Here is a 17,173-nt window from a genome sequence, read left to right as displayed (position 1 = left end):
GCACGGTGGTGCGGTCTGTGAGGCGATCGGTTCGTGGGACTACGACCCGGCGCACGACCGGCTGAGGTTGTCTCCCTCGATCCTTCGACAGTACGGACTGGCCGACGCGAGAAGCTGGTCCATCGACCAGTGGCTGCGTGGCTTCCCCGAGGACCAGCGCTCGCCGCTGCGCGAAGGCATCGCCGCCATCGCCGAAGGGCGCACCCAGACCTTGAGCGTCGCCGTGTCGGTACCCGGCCCGGACGGCGATGTCCTGGTGCGGATCACCGCGCGGGGTCTTCACGACGACGCGCACAAGGTGGTCTCCATCGTGGGAAGCCATCTGGTGCTGCCCGATTCCCCGTTCTCGATCGCGAGCGTCGTCGATCCCTTCTTCTCCCGGGACCCGATGACCGGTCTGCCGACGCGGGCCGAGCTGGAGTACCGCGTCCAGCGAAGCCTGGAGCGGCACTCAGGTCAGCCGCCGGGGGCGCAGGTGGTCATGGCGATCGTCGAGGTGACGAACGTCGGCGAGATCGTGCACGCGGACGGCATCGACGCGGCGGACACGGTGATGGTGGGGCTCGCCGACCGGCTGCGCGGGTCGGACCGCTTCGTGGCTGCCCTGGGTTTCGGGTACTTCGCGGTGCTGGTGAGTGCCCGGGGCACCGGTGCGGCCGAGCGACTGGCCGTCGCCCTTCGCGCGGAGGTGGGCACGCTCCCCCCGGCCGGTTCGGTCACGCCCAGCATCTCGATCACGACCGTCGACGTGGTCGAGATCGCGTCCGGCTCCCCCGACCAGTTCCTCGCCGAGGTCACCCGGGGGCCGCGAGCGGCGGACGCGTCGCCCCCAGGCCTCGGCCGCCTCGCCATCGCCCTGACCGAACGCCAGAAGGAGATCGCAAGCCTCGTCGCGCAGGGCTTGTCGAACCGTGAGATCGCGGATGCCCTCGTGATCACCGTGCGCACGGTGGAGGGACACCTTGACGGCATCCGCGACAAGCTCGGCCTGACCAGTCGGACCCAGCTGGTGGGCCTGGTCCTCACCCGCCCGGAGGTGGTGGCTCGGCTCAGTCCTGGGGTCGCAGCCGGTAGGTCAGGACGGCGTTCCCGACCGAGGTGACCTGGCCGTCGACCAGCTCGAGACGCGTGACGGGCACCGACTCGTCGAAGAGCCGGCGCCCGACCCCGGCCACCGGGTGGGTCGTCAGGGTCAGCTCGTCGATCACCCCAGCCAGGAACAGCGACCGGATGGTGTCGATCCCGCCCACGACCGAGATGTCGCCTCCCCCGGACTCCTTGAGCGCCTGGACGTGGGCGGCCGGGTCACCGTCGATGACGGTGCTGTTCCAGCCGAGGTCACCGGACCGGGTCGAGGACACCACGTGCTTGCGCACCGGGTTGATGAACCCGCCGAACGGGTCGTCGGCACCGGCGGACTGCCAGTACTGCGACCACTCGTCCCACAGCTTGCGACCGATGACCACGTCCGTGACGCCGCCGATGGCCTTGCCCATCATCTCCATCTCCTCGGGCCCGAAGCGGTCGAACTGCCACTGGTCGGGGGACTCCACTACGCCGTTGACGGAGTTGAACAGGTGGGCCGAGACTTTTCTGGTCATGGTCGAAGCCTTTCGCACGAGGGTGGTTTCGTCGATACAGACCATGCCACCGCTCGGAACTCATCGCGTCGAGGAATGCGCAAGAAGCCGGTGGGCGGCGCCACAGAATGGGCAAGTCCCCGGGTGGGTGCTGCCGCGCGTGGCTATTCTCAGCGCAGCGACCACCGACCACCGACCACCGACGACCATCCCAGCGCAGCGACGCAGATCGCTGCCCCAGCAGAGCGATCTCCAGCGAAAGAGCGAGGCCCGATGCAGTCGAGCACCATCACCTTGTCCACCTCCGACGGAACCCAGCTGCACGTCAACCGGTGGCTGCCCGACGGCCCACCGAAAGCCGTGGTCCAGGTCGCGCACGGCATGGCCGAGCACTCCGACCGCTACGCGCGGTTCGGTGAGCGGCTCACAGCGGCTGGGTATGCCGTGTACGCGAGTGACCATCGCGGCCACGGCTCCACGGCGCGCACCGCCCAGGATGCGGGCTACTTCGCCGACGACCACGGGTGGGACACCGTGGTGGACGACCTGCACCTCATCACCGAGCACGCGCGGTCGGAGAACCCCGGCCTGCCGCTGTTCCTGTTCGGGCACAGCATGGGCTCGTTCCTGAGTCGTTCCTTCGTGACCCGGTTCGGCGCGGAGCTCGACGGGCTGGTGCTGTCAGGCACCGCCGGTGACCCCGGTGCCCTCGGCAAGGTCGGACTCGCGCTCGCGTCCGCCCAGGCCCGGCTGCGCGGCCGTCGCCACCCCAGCGGCCTGATGGACCAGCTCACCTTCGGTCAGTACGGCGCAGCCTTCAAGCCCAACCGCACCAAGTTCGACTGGCTCTCCCGCGACGAGGCGGAGGTCGACAAGTACGTCGCCGACGAGCGCTGCGGCAACGTGTTCACGAGCGGCTTCTTCGTCGACCTGCTCGGCGGGCTCGCCGCCGTCAACGCGGACTCGGTCGTGGCCCGCGTGCCCAAGGAGCTGCCCATCCACCTCATCGCCGGGTCCCTCGACCCCGTCGGCGCCAAGGGCAAGGGCGTCCAGCAGGTCGCGGACCAGTACCGCCGCCATGGCGTGCAGGACGTCAGCGTGAAGCTGTGGCCGGACGCGCGCCACGAGGTCCTGAACGAGACCAACCGCGACGAGGTGATGGACGAGGTCGTCGGCTGGCTCGACGCCCACCTGCCCACAGCGTGAGAGTCGGTCGAGAGGGCGCGACACGCTGATCGCACGGCGCAGTCGCCAGCATGTCGGGCCCTCTCGATCCGGAAAAGGCGTGCGTGACCATGTCGAGAACGCTGCGTCGGCTCCGTCCTGGGGGTGATGGTGGCCAGAATGGCCGGCACGGACGAAGGAGATGACGATGGCCAAGTACCTGCTGCTCAAGCACTACCGAGGCGGTCCGGAGCGCAGTCCCCAGGGCTGCATCCCCATGGACCAGTGGACTCCTCAGGAGATCTCGGACCACATCGGCTTCATGCACCACGTCGCCGACACCCTCCGCGAGCGGGGTGAGTTCGTCGAGGGTGAAGGGCTCTCACCCGAGGGGGCGTTCGTGCGGTACGACGGTGAGGGCAAGCCGCCGGTGACCGACGGCCCGTTCGCCGAGACCAAGGACCTGATCGCCGGCTGGATGGTGATCGACGTCGACTCGGTGGAGCGCGCGCACGAGGCGGCGGCGTTCCTCTCGTCGGCCCCGGGCCCTGGCGGCATCCCACTCAACGAGTGGATCGAGGTCCGGGCGTTCATGTCCGAGCCGCCCGTCATCACCGAGTGACGCACCCGTGAGCGACCTCGACGAGCTGCTCAAGCACGTCGCACCGCAGGTGCTCGGCATCCTCGTCCGCCGCGGCGCAGACTTCGCGGCGGCCGAGGATGCCGTGCAGGAGGCTCTGGTGGAAGCCTTCCGGCGCTGGCCCTCCGAGCAGCCCGACGACCCCAGGGCGTGGCTCGTCACGGTGGCGTCGCGCAAGTACGTCGACGCGGTGCGCTCGGAGGCCGCCCGCCGCAGGCGGGAGGAGCGGTTCCACGACGAACCCGCGCCGGGCGCCACCGAACAGGCCGACGACACGCTGCTCCTGCTGTTCCTCTCGTGCCATCCTGCGCTCTCGCCGACGTCCGCGGTGGCGCTGACCCTGCGGGCCGTCGGCGGTCTCACCACGCGCCAGATCGCGCAGGCCTACCTCGTCCCCGAGGCGACCATGGCCCAGCGGATCAGCCGGGCCAAGCACACCATCTCGGGCGAGCGGCTGACCCGGCCGGGCGAGCTCGCGGTCGTCCTGCGCGTCCTCTACCTCGTCTTCAACGAGGGCTACACGGGCGAGGTCGACCTGGCAGCGGAAGCGATTCGGCTGACTCGTCAGCTGGCGGCCAGCTCCGACGAGCCAGAGGTGGCGGGCCTGCTGGCGCTGATGATGCTGCACCACGCCCGCCGAGCGTCCCGGCGCACCGAGGACGGCGAGCTCGTGACCTTGGCCGACCAGGACCGGTCCCGCTGGGACACGACCGCGATCGCCGAGGGTGTGCGGATCCTGCAGCACGCCTTGGCCCGCGACCAGCTCGGTGAGTACCAGGTGCAGGCCGCCATCGCCGCCCTCCATGCCGATGCCCGGTCCGCCTCCCAGACCGACTGGACTCAGATCCTGGAGTGGTACGACGAGCTCGTCCGGCTCACCGACAGTCCCGTCGTCGCGTTGAACCGCGCCGTCGCCGTGGGTGAGGTCGACGGCCCCCTCGCCGGGTTGCGAGCCCTGGCCGACGTGGACGCAACCGTCCCCCGCCACGGCGCCGTCGCGGCATACCTGCACGAGAAGGCCGGCGACCTCGAGCAGGCACGCACCTTGTATGCCGTGGCCGCCAGGGCGGCGACCAGCGCTGCGGAGCGCGACCACCTCACCCGTCAGGCGGCGCGGCTCCGCGACTGACCGCCTCCGAGACCGACCGCTTCCGAAGGCTTGGCGCCAGGACGAACGGCGGGCGGCGGGCTGCGGAGGGTGCGGGTGCCGCCCGCCGTTCGTGACGACCGTCCATCCCCCGATAGTTGGTCACACCATGAGACGTCCGATGGCCCGGAACCATGACGCGCGGCCACGTCCCGGCTCGACGTCCCGCTCGACGTCGAACCCTTCGCCGGTCCTCGCGCCGGACGCTCTGACAGACTCGGGCCATGGACCACGGGGCTTCATCGCCGGACTTCGCGTCTGCCTACCGCCACGGCTTCGCCCGGGTCGCGGCGTGCACCCTCCCGGTTGCCGCGGGCGATCCCGCGCGCAACGCCGAGGCCGTCGTCGAGCAGGTGCGACTGCGGCACGCGGAGGGTGTCGCCGTGGCCCTGTTCCCCGAGCTGAGCCTGTCCGGGTACGCCATCGACGACCTCCTCCTCCAGGACGTCCTCCTCGACGAGGTCGACCGCGCCGTGGTCACCGTCGCGGTCGCGACACGGACCCTCCTTCCCGTGGTCGTCGTGGGCGCGCCCTTGCGGCACGGCAACCGGTTGTTCAACTGTGCCGTCGTCATCCACCGCGGGGAGGTCCTCGGCGTCGTCCCGAAGTCCAACCTGCCCAACTACCGCGAGTTCTACGAGAAGCGGCACTTCGCCTCCGGCGACGACACCCGCAGCGACTGGTTCCACGCGCCGCACTGGCCCGGCGCCGACGACGAGGGCGACCTCCCGTTCGGCCCGGACCTCATCTTCGAGGCCGACGACGTCCCCGGCCTGGCCGTCCACGTCGAGATCTGCGAGGACATGTGGGTCCCGGTCCCCCCGAGCGCCAAGGCCGCGCTGGCCGGAGCCACCGTCCTGCTCAACCTGTCCGCCTCCCCCATCACCGTCGGGCGCGCCGAGGACCGCCACCTGCTTGCCCGGTCGGCGAGCACGCGGTGCAACGCCGCCTACCTGTATGCCGCGGCGTCAGCAGGGGAGTCGACGACCGACCTGTCGTGGGACGGCATGACGATGGTCTACGAGATGGGCGACCTGCTCGGCGAGAGCGAGCGCTTCCCTGACGGTGCCCGCGCGACCGTCGTCGACGTCGACCTCGACCGGTTGCGCCAGGAACGCATCCGGCAGGGGTCGTTCGACGACAACCGCCGCGCCGAGCGGATCGACGCCAGCGACGGCGCAGACTTCCGCACGCTCGGCTTCGCGCTCAAGCCACCGGCCGGTGACATCGGGCTGCGTCGCAAGGTCGACCGGTTCCCCTTCGTGCCCGACGACGAGGACCGCCTGGCGCTCGACTGCTACGAGGCCTACAACATCCAGGTGTCCGGGCTCGAGCAGCGGCTGCGGGCGATCGCCACCGACACCTGGCAGCCGAAGATCGTCATCGGCGTGAGTGGCGGACTCGACTCCACGCATGCGCTCATCGTCGCGGCCAAGGCGATGGACCGGCTGGGGCGGCCTCGCGCCGACATCATCGGCTTCACGATGCCGGGCTTTGCCACGAGCGAGGGCACCAAGAGCAACGCGGTGCACCTCATGGACTCCCTCGGGATCACGTGGGAGGAGCTCGACATCAAGCCGGCCGCCACCCAGATGCTCAGGGACCTGGGCCACCCGTTCGGGCGCGGCGAGGAGGTCTACGACGTGACCTTCGAGAACGTCCAGGCCGGTCTGCGCACCGACTACCTCTTCCGCGCCGCCAACCAGCGTGGCGGCATCGTCCTCGGCACGGGCGACCTGTCGGAGCTCGCGCTGGGCTGGTGCACCTACGGCGTCGGCGACCAGATGTCGCACTACGGCGTCAACAGCGGTGTGCCGAAGACGTTGATGCAGCACCTCATCCGGTGGGTGGTCAGCAGCGGCCAGTTCGAGGGCCCGGTCAACGGCACGCTCACCGAGATCCTCGACCAGGAGATCAGCCCCGAGCTGGTTCCGACCAAGGCGGGCGAGAAGATCCAGTCCACCGAGGACGCGGTCGGGCCCTACGCGTTGCAGGACTTCACGCTCTACCACGTGCTCCGTCGCGGATACCGCCCGAGCAAGATCGCCTTCCTGGCGCTCCACGCGTGGTCCGACGTGGAGTCCGGCGAGTGGCCCGCGGGGTACCCCGAGAGCCGCCGCACGGCCTACGACCTCGCGACGATCCGGCGCTGGATGGAAGTCTTCGTGCAGCGGTTCTTCAGCAGCCAGTTCAAGCGCTCCGCGCTCCCCAACGGGCCGAAAGTCGTTGCGGGCGGCTCCCTTTCGCCCCGCGGCGACTGGCGTATGCCGTCCGATGTCACGGGCCGCGCGTGGCTGGAGGAGCTGCGGGCCAACGTCCCGGAGCACTGACGCCTTCTCGCACTCCTGCATGACTGCGCTGTCAGCGCCGAGTGCGACAGTGGTGGGGTGGCAGTCACCGTCGAGGACGTGCGCCGCATCGCGGCGCCGCTGCCCCGCGCCTACGAGGTGCTGGTCCGCGACCGGGTGAAGTTCCGTGTCGGGAGCATCGTGTGGCTGGCCTTCTCCCGTGACGAGACCGAGATGGGTTTCGCCTTCCCACGCGAGGAGCGGGCGGCGCTGGTCGAGTCGGAGCCCGACGTGTTCTTCATGCCGGGACAGGTCGACCTGCGCTACCAGTGGGTCGAGGCCTGGACGGCGGCCCTCGAGCTCGACAGGCTGCCCGAGATCGTGCTGGACGCCTGGGCGATGGTCGTGCCCAAGTCGGTGTCGGCCCCCTACTTCGCGAGCCTCACCGCCGAGCGACGGCCTCCGAGCTGACCGACCTCAGAGCCGACCGACCTCAGAGCCGACCGCTGACGATCCACTCGCAGGCAGCGTGGAGGGCTGCCCAGGGCTCGGTGCCGAGCGTGGTCGAGAACGACTCGCGGAGCCTGCCCTGAGGGTCGTAGAAGGTGGCGTTCCACTCCTGGCCGCGACCGCTCACCGACAGGGATGCCCGACGGATGAGTGTGCACGAGGTCACGTCGACGGTCATGGCGCTGTGCGGGTGCACCTCGCGTCGCACGCAGAAGGCGTGGCCCCCGATGATGTCGGTGCAGCGTGCGGCCTCGGCGGCCCGGGACCTGGCTCGGTCGTAGGCCGCCTGGGTGGCGTTGTTCAGCGACAAGGCCAGGGCCGATCGGGCCGGTGACACGCCGGCGACGCTGCAGGCGCTGGCGGCGTCGCTCATCGCCGACTCGCGCTCCATCCACGCCCGCGTCACGTCGGCGGCGAGCTGGTCGCGGGCTGTCGGTGAGGCGTTGGCGACGTACCACGCGTTGTCGAAGAGGCGCTCGATGACCGTCATTCGGGACTCCCTGCACAAGAGCCAGCTGGTGGCGAGAAATGGGTGCCGGGCTGCGGACTCGGTGATGCCCTCCCGGTAGTCACCATCGTCGGGCCGGGCGTACTACGACACATCCGGCAGCGAGGGGCTCCCCTTCTCCCTCAGGAGGACTAGGCCACCCTTGTGGATGCTGCGGTTTGGTTCCGACGACGCCTGCGCGCCCCCGACCGCCATCGTCCGAGCGAGGGGTGGCGCCCCGAGATTCCTCGGCGCATAGTGGAAATGGCGGCGTGGCGGGTGACCACGACCGTGCGCTGGGAGATGCGATGAGCCGCGAGACGACCCTGCCAGACCTGGTCCCTGTGCTGTCCGCCGGACGCCATCGCAACCCCCGCAAGGGCGCCTGCTTCATGGAGATGGCCTCGTTCCTCGCGGGTGAGCGCTGGAGCGACCACCCGGCGTGCACCCACCCGTTGCTGGCCACGCTCGCCCGGATGGTCAACGACTCGCTGGGAGACGCAGACCGGCCCAGGCTGGTCACCCTCATCCCCGACGTCGTCGGCCTCACCGGAACGGACCTCGACCTCGACCTCGTCATCGCGACGCGGGCAGCGGCTGCGGCCCTCCCCGTGGCTCCGGCGAGCCGCCAGAACGTCCTCGCGGTGGGCCTGCTGACCGCCCAGCGGTTGGCGGCGACCCGGCCCGCTGTGCGCGCCGACCTCGACGTCTGGTGCGCAACCGCCTTCGCGTCGGCCCCCGACGCCCACGCCTGGGCGGAGCGCTACGCGCGCGTCCCCCTCGTCGGCGAGCGGACCTACCGACGCCAGACCGCGCCACACACGGTCGCGTATGCCGTGGAGGGCCTCGCGGTTGCCTGCGTGGACGACGTCGCCGACCGGCTGGTCAGGTTGCTCCAGGACACGGTGGCGGACGTCGCCATCCGGGTCGGGCGCACCACCACCACGCCCCCGGCCTCGCGCGACGTGTTGCCCTCCGGTGGTCACGAGGTGGCTCTCCACCGCATTCGGTGACCACCAGGACGCAACAAGTGCCGCTGTCTCCTGACCTGGTGCCGCCCGGTGGTCACGGAGCCGCCTCAACAGGTCCTCGGTGACCACGAGGCCGCACCAAGCGCCGGGCCTGACGCCCCAAGTCGGCTCCAAGTGCTGCCCAAGTGGGTGAGGGCACCGTGTTCTGCACACCTACAGACCTGCGGAACAAGGAGTCACCCATGACCATCGAACTCACCACCTCAGCCCACCGCGCCGAGTCCCTGCGCGGCCTGTGCGACGGTGCCGTTCACCTCCCCGGCGACCCCGGGTACGACGCGGCACGCCTGCCGTGGAACGCGGCCCTCGACCAGCGGCCGGCGGCCGTCGCGCAGCCGACGACGGTCGCCCAGGTGCAACAGGTGGTACGCGCCTCCGCAGCCGCCGACCTGCGGGTCGCTCCTCAGAGCACCGGGCACAACGCCGGCCCGCTCGTCGCCCAGGGCCTGGACGATGTCGTCGTCCTGCGCACCTCGGCGATGGCCGGCGTGAGCATCGACCCAGTCCGCCGGATCGCCCGCGTCGAGGGCGGCGCCCTCTGGATGCACGCGACCGAACCCGCCGGCGACCACGGCCTGGCTGCCCTCCACGGCAGCTCCCCCGACGTCGGTATCGCCGGCTACTCGCTGGGCGGCGGCATCGGCTGGTACGCCCGACGACTTGGCCTGGCCACCAACAGCCTGACCGCCGTCGAGCTGGTCACGGCCGACGGTGAGCACGTGCGTGCCGACGCGCACCGCAACGCCGAGCTCTTCTGGGCCCTGCGTGGCGGAGGCGGCAGCTTCGGGGTCGTCACCGCCCTGGAGTTCCGGCTCTACGCCATCGAGTCGGCCTACGCGGGCATGCTCGTCTGGGACCGCGAGCTCGCGGACCCCGTGCTGCGCCGGTGGGCGCAGTGGGCTCCGGGCGCGCCCGACGACGTCACCACGTCGTTCCGCATCCTCAACCTGCCGCCCATCCCCGACATCCCCGAGATGCTCCGTGGCCGCTCGGTCGTCGTCATCGACGGTGCCGTGCTCGGCTCGGACGAGGCGGGCCGGGCCGCGCTCGCCGACCTGCGAGCCCTCTCCCCCGAGATCGACACCTTCGGGCGGGTGCCCGCGAAGTCGTTGGTGCGGTTGCACATGGATCCCGAGGGACCGACGCCCGTCGTGTCCGACTCGGCGATGCTGGGCTCCCTACCGGACGAGGCCGTCGACGCCTTCCTGTCCGAGGTGGGGGCGGGCACGTCGTCCTCGCTGCTCATGGCCGAGCTGCGTCAGCTCGGAGGCGCGCTCGGCCGGGCCCACGAAGGCGGCGGCGCGTTGTCCAGGCTCGACGGGCAGTTCGTCACCTTCGCGGGTGCCATGGCGATGACGCCCGAGCTGGCTGCCCAGGGCCAGCAGGACGCCCACCGGCTCACCAAGGTGCTGTCCCCCTGGTCGAACGGCCGCAGCTACCTCAACTTCGCCGAGACCGACGTCGACCCGCGCACCGGCTACACGGAGCGGACCTGGTTGCAGCTCAAGGGGATTCGTTCGGCGGTCGACCCGCACGGCCTGTTCGTGGGCAACCACCGCATCCCGCGGCTGGTCGAGAACGGGCGGGTCACCGACTGACCCCACGCGCAGGTGCGTCCTGACGGGGGACCAGGGGGATCGGTATGCCGCGTGGTCACCACGCGGCATACCGCTCGGTGGGGGGTGGCTGGCTGCGTCGCCGGTATCGCCTGAAAGCACGAGTGTGAACGCGGCCCCCGCGCGTACTCTCGGGCGAATGAGAGTGGGTGTCCTCGGTGCCGTGCAGGCCCATCTCGGCGACGAGCCGGTGGACCTCGGAACGCGCAAGCAGCGCGCCCTCGTCGCCGCGCTCGCCATGAACCACGGTCGCCCGGTGTCGGTGGACGCCCTCGTCGACATGCTGTGGGCTGACGGCGCGCCACCCGGGGTGAATGGCACGCTGCAGGCCTACGTCGCGGGCCTGCGCCGGACCCTCGAGCCGGCGCGCGCGGCCCGGGCGCCGTCGACGGTCCTGGTGACGGTTGCGCCGGGGTACGCGCTGCGGGTGGGCGAGGACCACCTCGACGCGGCCGCGTTCGACAGCGCGGTGAGCCGTGCCCACCGTCGGATCGGCCAGCTCGCCCGCCTGCACGATGCCAGCGGGCTCACGACCGAGGAGCTGACCTCGATCGTGGGCGACCTGGACAGGGCGCTGGCACTCTGGCGCGGCACGCCCTACCTCGAGCTCGAGGATGCGCCGTTCGCGGTGGCCGAGCGTGCCCGGCTGGAGGAGCTGCGCGTCGTCGCCCTGGAGGACCGGGCGGTGGCGGCCCTGGAGCTCGGGCAGCACGCCACCGTCGCCGGCGAGCTCGAGGCGCTCACCACGGCATACCCGCTGCGTGAACGTCTCTGGGGCCTGCGCGCGCTGGCTCTCACCCGAGCGGGCCGCCAGGCCGAGGCGCTCGACGCGCTGCGGGAGGTGCGCGAGGTGCTGGCCGAGGAGCTCGGGCTCGAACCGGGGCAGGAGCTGCGCGACCTGCAGGCGGCGGTGCTGCGGCAGGACCCCGCGCTGGACTGGCAGCCGGCGTCGCTCTCCGCGCCACCGAAAGCCGGGATGCCCGCCGGGGGAACGGGCGTTGCCGAGCCCGTCGCCGCCAACGGGTCGAGCACGCGGATCCAGTCGTTCGTCCCGACGTTGCCGCCCTGGCCGCTCGTGGGGCGGGCAGCCCAGCTGGCCGAGCTCGTCGGCGCGCTCGAGCAGGCAGAGTCGGGCGCCGTGGCCCTCGCCGCGCTGGTCGGGGAACCGGGCATCGGCAAGAGCCGCCTGGCTGCCGAGCTGGCCCGGGTCGCCGGCGAACGCGGTGCGACCGTGCTGCTCGGACGGTGCTCGCAGGACGACGGGGCGCCTCCGCTGTGGCCATGGCAGCAGGTGTTGCGGGGACTCGGGCGCGAGCTGCCCGAGACGACCGAGCAGGACGAGGACGGTGGTGGCCGGTTCCGCACGTGGGAGGCCATCGCCGGGGCGGTGTCCGAGGCGGCGCTGGGTCGCACCATCGTCGTGCTGCTCGACGACCTGCACTGGGCCGACGTCGCGTCGCTGCGCGTGCTGCGGCTGCTCGGCGAGACCGTCCAGGACGGGCGGCTGCTCGTCCTCGGCACGTGGCGCAGCCATCCCGAGCCCACCGACGCACTCCTCGACGCGGTGGAGATGTTCGCCCGTCGGCACGCGGTGCGGATCGACCTGCACGGGCTGACAGCGGGTGAGGCCTCGCGCGTCGTCGAGGCCGTGAGCGAGTCGATGCCTTCGGCCGCGGAGGCCGCGTCGCTGCGCGAACGGACCGACGGCAACCCGTTCTTCCTCGTGGAGTACGCCCGGCTGGCGCGCGAGGGCGGCGACCTGTCCGGCCTGCTCGCGGAAGCCGACCCCCCGGCCGCGGTGCACGACGTGCTCGCCCGGCGGCTCAAACGGCTGCCCGACGAGACCGTGTCGGTCCTGCGCTGGGCGGCGCTGGTCGGCCGGCAGTTCGATCTCGCGACCCTCGCCGCGATCTCGCGCCTCGAGGAGGACGACCTGCTCGACCAGCTCGACCCTGCCCTCGATGCCGGGCTGGTTCGCGAGGACGGCATCGACCGCTACCTGTTCGGTCACGCGCTGGTGCGCGACACGATCTACGCAGCGATCCCTGCGACCCGCCGCGCCCGAGCGCACGCCCGCGTCGGGGAGTCGCTGGCCGGCAGGCCGGGGCGCGAGACCGAGGTGGCGCGACACTGGCTGGCAGCCGGCCCGTCCCACGCCTCGCGGGCCTGGCTGGCGGCCGTGGGCGCGGCGGCCCTCGCGCGGAGGCTGCACGCCTACGAGGAGTCCGCCGACCTGCTCCGGTCAGCGCTCGACACCCTGCCCCAGGACCCCGACTCCACGGCACGCGAGCGGTACGACGTGCTGATGGACCTCGCCGACGCCCAGCGCTGGTCGGGCGACTGGGAGGGCCTGGTGGCCACCGCGGAGGCGGCGATCGGCGTCGCGGACGAGCTGGCGGACGTCGAGCTGCTCGGTCGGGCCGCCACCGTGACCTCCGTGGGCGCGCTCTGGCAGTCAGGGCCTCACGGCACCGTCAACGCGGTGGTCGTCGAGGCGTTGCGACGCGCGCTGGCGGGACTGCCCCCCGCCGACGGTGGCCTGCGCTGCCGGGTGATGCTGGGCCTGGCCCTCGAGATCTACTACGGCTCGACCTTCGAGGAGCGGATGGCGCTCGTCGAGGAGGGTCTGGCGATGGCCCGGCGGATCGGCGACGACGACCTGCTGCTCGACGCGTGCCAGCTCGCCTACGTCGCCGTCTGGCGACCCTCCACGGCACGGCTGCGCCGAGACCTCGTCACAGAGGGGATGGAGCTCGCGCACCGGCTCGGCAACGAACGCGCGTACGTCGTCACCACGACGCTGCGGGCTGTGGTGGCCGGAGAGCTCGGCCTGGTCGAGGAGATGTGGGAGCACGCGGTGGTGGCGCGGGACTGGGCCCAGCGGCTGCGACTGCCCTACGGACTCATCGTGCTGGACAGCCTGGAGCTGCCGTGGCTGGCGATGGCTGGGCGGTTCGACGAGTGCGTCCGGCGGATGGACGACATCGTCCGGCTGGACCAGGAGATGACGCTGTCGCAGACAGAGGACGCCACGGCCGGCGCCCTCATGTCGCTGCGGTTGTGGCAGGGCCGTTCCCTCGAGGTGGCACCGGTGCTGGAGCAGTTCGCTGAGCACAGCGTGCTGCCGGTGACCTCCACGATGCTCGTCTTCTGGCTGCGGGCCGGCGAGCTGGACCGCGCCCGGGCCTATGCCGCGACCCACGCCGTGCGCGTCGACGACGACGACTGGTTCTCGATGCTCAACTGGTGTCTTGCCGCCGAGGCCTCGCTCGGCCTGGACGACCACGCGATGGCGTCGGCCGCCTACGACCGGCTGGCGCACTTCGCCGGCTACTCGTGCTCCGCCGGCTCGGGCAACGCGATGGGCCCGGTGGACGCCTACCTCGCCCATGCGGCGGCCGCGGTCGGCGAGGCGGACCTGGCCGCCAGGCATGCCGAGCGCGCGCTGGAGCTGTGCGAGGAATGGCAGGTCCCGCTGGCCGCGCAGTGGTTGCGCGACCAGCGGGCCCGTTACGCCTTCTGAGGCCACGAGGCCCTAGTCGACGTAGCGGAAGGCCAGGGCCTCGCGCCGCTCGAAGCCCCGTCGGGTCAGCAGCCACAGGATGTGGTTCGGCCGACCGGTCTTCGCGAACACCTGGCGGCGCAGCGGCCCCGGGACGCCGTGCGCGGCCCACGGCACCAGCGCGAGGACCTTCGCGAACGTCACGCCGGCCCGGAAGTGGGTCTCCTCGAGCTGCTCCCACTCCTCGTTCGTCATCACCCGCTGGAGGATCTCGATGGCCTCGGTCTCCTCGTGCTGCAGGTGTCGCCCCAGGCTCTCCCGCGCCGCGCACAGTCGCACGGCCAGGGCCGCCCGGGCGTCCTCGTCGGCCTGGTGGGCGAGCCGCTCGAAGCCGGCGGCGCACGCCGTCAGGATCGGGTCGATGTCGGCGTGCTCGGCCTCCATGGCCTCCAGGACCTGGCGGTCCGCCTCGTCGGCACGCTCCAGGAGGGCCGGCCAGAGACCGGCGTCCTCCCCCGCGTGGTGGTGGTGCAGCACCTCGGCGAAGAGCTCCCAGCGCGCGGCCAGCGCCCGCCAGCTGGCCCGCGCCTGCGCCGGGGTGGCGACGGCCGCTGAGGCGAACGCCGCCAGGTCCCGGCGGAACCCGTGGTGCATGACGTACATCATCGTCATGTCGACCGGGCCCGGGTGGGCGGCCGTCTGCCCGGGGAAGGTGAGCTGTTCCGGCCAGGTGGGTGCAGTCGTGGTGGTCATGACAGGTTTCCTTTCAGGTCAACGGTTTTCGGTCAGTCGCGATCAGCGACTGGTGACGGTTTCGAGCTCGTCGTCCCACAGGTTCTCGTCTGAAGGGACCGCGTCCACGGTGCGGTTCGCTGCCATGCCCTCGGTGCGGTTCGCCCCCACGGGCACGGGCAGGTATGCCGGGTCGCCCGGCGTGGTGCCGGGGGTCACCGCCACCGTCGTGGCCCTTGTCGCCGTGGTCGCGGTGACCAGCTCCGGGACGAGGTCGTCGTCGGTGACCTCTGCGCGCACATGCGGCAGGATGCGGTCGAGCCAGCGTGGGACCCACCAGTTCCAGTCGCCCAGCAGCGACATGGTGGCCGGCACCAGGACCATCCGGACGACCGTCGCGTCCAGCAGGATCGCGGCGGCCATGCCGATGCCGAGCTGCTTGACCACGACGTCCACCTCGCTGGCGAAGCCGAGGAAGACCGCGACCATGATGGCCGCCGCACTGGAGATCACTCGCCCGGTGGCGGACAGCCCCCGCACGACGCTTCCGTGCGAGTCGCCCGTGCGTGCCCAGTCCTCACGGATCCGGGAGAGCAGGAACACCTCGTAGTCCATCGACAGGCCGAAGAGGATGGCGAACATCAGGATCGGCACCCAGCTCGACACGGCCATGGGGTGGTCGAGGCCGAGCAGGTCGGTCGCCCAGCCCCACTGGAAGACGGCCGTCAGGACGCCATAGGCGGCACCGATGCTCAGCAGGTTCATGACTGCTGCCTTGAGCGGGATCACGACCGAGCGGAAGACCAGCGCCAACAGCAGCACCGAGACGGCGACCACGAAGGCGATGACGACCCAGAGGCGTCCCGCGAGCAGCTGCGCGATGTCGGCGAAGAAGGCGGTGCCGCCAGTGAGCTCGGCGCCGGCCGGCAGCTGGGCCCGCAGGCTGCGCACCAGCTCGCCGGTGCGCTCGTCGGTCGGCCCGTAGGCCGGGATGGCGTCGAAGACGCTGATGGCCGAGTCTGGAGACGTGATCGCGGGAGTCACGGCGACGATGTCGGCGCGCTTCTCGAGATCCCGGGTCAGCTTGGTCAGGGCGGCATCCCCCAGCGTGGAGCGGTCGACCACGACGGTGAGCGGACCGTTGCTGCCGGGGCCGAACTCGGCGCTGACGAGGTCGTAGGCGCGCCGGGTCGTGAGCTCGGTGGACTGGCTGCTCGGGTCCTGCGGCCAGGTGCGCATGTCGAGCGCCGGGACGGCCAGGGTGAGCATCACGATCGCCGCGGCCATCGCCCACAGCAGCGGACGCCTGGCGACCTTGACCGCCCACCGTGCCGTGAACGGCATCCGGGAAGGTCCACCCTCACCGCCGGTGCCGGCGGCACTGGCACCGGCAACACCGGCGGCGCGCCCACTACGGGTCGCGCCCCCACGGCGGACCGCGCGGGGCAGCAGCCGACGGCCGGCGAAGCGGCACAGCACCGGCACCAGGGTGAGGGAGGCGGCCATCACACAGAGCACGGCGATACCGGTCGAGAACCCGAAGGAGCTGTAGACCGGCAGCCCGGCGAGCCGAAGGCCCATCAACGAGACAAGCACCGTGCTGGCGGCGAAGACCACCGAGCGACCGGCCGTGGCGGCGGCCCGTCCGGCGGACTCGGTCACGCTGAAGCCCTGGGCGAGGTACTCGGCGTGCCGGGTGACGAGCAGCAACGCGTAGTCGATGCCGACGCCGAGGCCGACCATGGTCGCGACCATCGGGGCGGCGGTGCTGACGTCGGTGGCCGCGGCGAGCAGGGTGATGCCCGCGCTGCCGACGCCGAGGCCCACGAGCGCTGTGGCGATCGGCAGGCCGGCGCTGACCACGGACCCGAAGGCGAACACGAGGATGACCAGGGCCGCGACGATGCCGATGATCTCGCCGCGACCCTCCATCGGCGCGGCCGCGCTCTCGGGCAGCTCCCCACCGAGCTCGACCTGCAGACCTGCGGAGCGCAGAGGTGCCACGGCGGTGTCCAGCGGCTCGAGGTTGCCCATGAGGTCGGGATCGGTGACGGGCGCGTCGTAGCTGACGTTGACGACTGCCGTGTCGCCGTCGGCGGAGCGCTGCGGTGGGAACACCTGCACGACGTGCGGCAGCTGCTCCAGCCGGTTCGACAGGTCGGTCAGGGCGGTGTCGGTGGGCCGGCCGCCGGAGCGGTCGTGCACGACCACGCGGGCGGCGGTGTTGCCGGCTCCGGCGAGGTGGGCGCGCAGCTGGTCGATGCCGACCTGGGCCCGGGCGCCGGGGACGTTGTAGTCGTCCTGGGGCGTGCCGCCGAGGGTTGCGGCGAGTCCGGCGATCACGAGGGCGATGAGCACCCAGGCGGAAAGCGTCCGCCACGGGTGGGCAGCGGCGCCACGGCCGAGTCGGTAGAGCGAGCGGGTCATGGTGAGTCGTCCTTCGGAAGGTGCAGCGGTGAACTGGTCGGGACCAGCG

At 71.7% G+C, this 17,173-nt stretch carries 13 protein-coding genes; 9 read left to right on the top strand and 4 right to left on the bottom strand.

Annotation, left to right across the window (positions count from 1 at the left end; all coding sequences use genetic code 11):
- Positions 1-1,102 (top strand): helix-turn-helix transcriptional regulator (locus AC1DVZ_RS10615; protein WP_477618160.1); only part of this gene is annotated, 1,102 nt, incomplete at its 5' end.
- Here the strand turns inward: AC1DVZ_RS10615 and AC1DVZ_RS10610 are convergent.
- Complete coding sequence (locus AC1DVZ_RS10610; protein ID WP_477618159.1) at positions 1,050-1,601, bottom strand: dihydrofolate reductase family protein; 552 nt, start codon at positions 1,599-1,601, stop codon at positions 1,050-1,052. The two genes, AC1DVZ_RS10615 and AC1DVZ_RS10610, sit on opposite strands and share 53 nt — an antisense overlap.
- A 252-nt stretch (positions 1,602-1,853) precedes the next feature.
- On the opposite strand from AC1DVZ_RS10610, the gene AC1DVZ_RS10605 reads away from it, so the two are divergent.
- The 5 genes from AC1DVZ_RS10605 (at position 1,854) to AC1DVZ_RS10585 (ending at position 7,290) form a co-directional block, all read left to right on the top strand.
- Positions 1,854-2,786 (top strand): lysophospholipase, encoded by a 933-nt coding sequence (locus AC1DVZ_RS10605; protein WP_477618158.1) that lies wholly within the window; start codon positions 1,854-1,856, stop codon positions 2,784-2,786.
- Between the two features lie 166 nt (positions 2,787-2,952).
- Positions 2,953-3,366: a YciI family protein gene (locus AC1DVZ_RS10600; RefSeq protein ID WP_477618157.1), complete on the top strand. Its 414-nt coding sequence runs from the start codon at positions 2,953-2,955 to the stop codon at positions 3,364-3,366.
- 7 nt (positions 3,367-3,373) lie between these two features.
- On the top strand, positions 3,374-4,513 hold the full coding sequence (locus AC1DVZ_RS10595; RefSeq protein ID WP_477618156.1) for an RNA polymerase sigma factor: 1,140 nt from the start codon (positions 3,374-3,376) through the stop codon (positions 4,511-4,513).
- Between the two features lie 242 nt (positions 4,514-4,755).
- Positions 4,756-6,861 carry an NAD(+) synthase gene (locus AC1DVZ_RS10590; protein WP_477618155.1) on the top strand — a complete coding sequence of 702 codons (2,106 nt, stop codon included), beginning with the start codon at positions 4,756-4,758 and terminating at the stop codon, positions 6,859-6,861.
- A gap of 57 nt (positions 6,862-6,918) precedes the next feature.
- Positions 6,919-7,290, top strand: coding sequence for an MmcQ/YjbR family DNA-binding protein (locus AC1DVZ_RS10585; protein WP_477618154.1), 372 nt, complete (start codon positions 6,919-6,921; stop codon positions 7,288-7,290).
- A gap of 22 nt (positions 7,291-7,312) precedes the next feature.
- On the opposite strand, the gene AC1DVZ_RS10580 is transcribed toward AC1DVZ_RS10585, so the two are convergent.
- The gene (locus tag AC1DVZ_RS10580; protein WP_477618153.1) at positions 7,313-7,819 is read right to left on the bottom strand and encodes a hypothetical protein; all 507 of its coding nucleotides are present in this window, start codon (positions 7,817-7,819) and stop codon (positions 7,313-7,315) included.
- A gap of 305 nt (positions 7,820-8,124) precedes the next feature.
- Between AC1DVZ_RS10580 and AC1DVZ_RS10575 the strand changes: the two genes are divergently transcribed.
- The 3 genes from AC1DVZ_RS10575 (at position 8,125) to AC1DVZ_RS10565 (ending at position 13,986) form a co-directional block, all read left to right on the top strand.
- Positions 8,125-8,829 carry a hypothetical protein gene (locus tag AC1DVZ_RS10575; protein ID WP_477618152.1) on the top strand — a complete coding sequence of 235 codons (705 nt, stop codon included), beginning with the start codon at positions 8,125-8,127 and terminating at the stop codon, positions 8,827-8,829.
- Between the two features lie 200 nt (positions 8,830-9,029).
- Positions 9,030-10,445, top strand: a complete 1,416-nt coding sequence (locus tag AC1DVZ_RS10570; protein WP_477618151.1) for an FAD-binding oxidoreductase — start codon at positions 9,030-9,032, stop codon at positions 10,443-10,445.
- 157 nt (positions 10,446-10,602) lie between these two features.
- Entirely contained in the window at positions 10,603-13,986 is a 3,384-nt protein-coding gene (locus AC1DVZ_RS10565; protein ID WP_477618150.1) for a BTAD domain-containing putative transcriptional regulator, read from the top strand.
- 12 nt (positions 13,987-13,998) lie between these two features.
- Here AC1DVZ_RS10565 and AC1DVZ_RS10560 read toward each other — a convergent pair whose 3' ends face one another.
- On the bottom strand, positions 13,999-14,718 hold the full coding sequence (locus AC1DVZ_RS10560) for a hemerythrin domain-containing protein (protein WP_477618149.1): 720 nt from the start codon (positions 14,716-14,718) through the stop codon (positions 13,999-14,001).
- Between the two features lie 42 nt (positions 14,719-14,760).
- Positions 14,761-17,124: an MMPL family transporter gene (locus AC1DVZ_RS10555; RefSeq protein WP_477618148.1), complete on the bottom strand. Its 2,364-nt coding sequence runs from the start codon at positions 17,122-17,124 to the stop codon at positions 14,761-14,763.
- Between the last annotated feature and the right edge of the window lie 49 nt (positions 17,125-17,173).

It is taken from the genome of Pedococcus sp. P2_E5 (assembly GCF_056403895.1).
The sequence above is the reverse complement of the archived record's forward strand: the minus strand, read 5'-3'. Positions and strand labels throughout refer to the sequence as shown.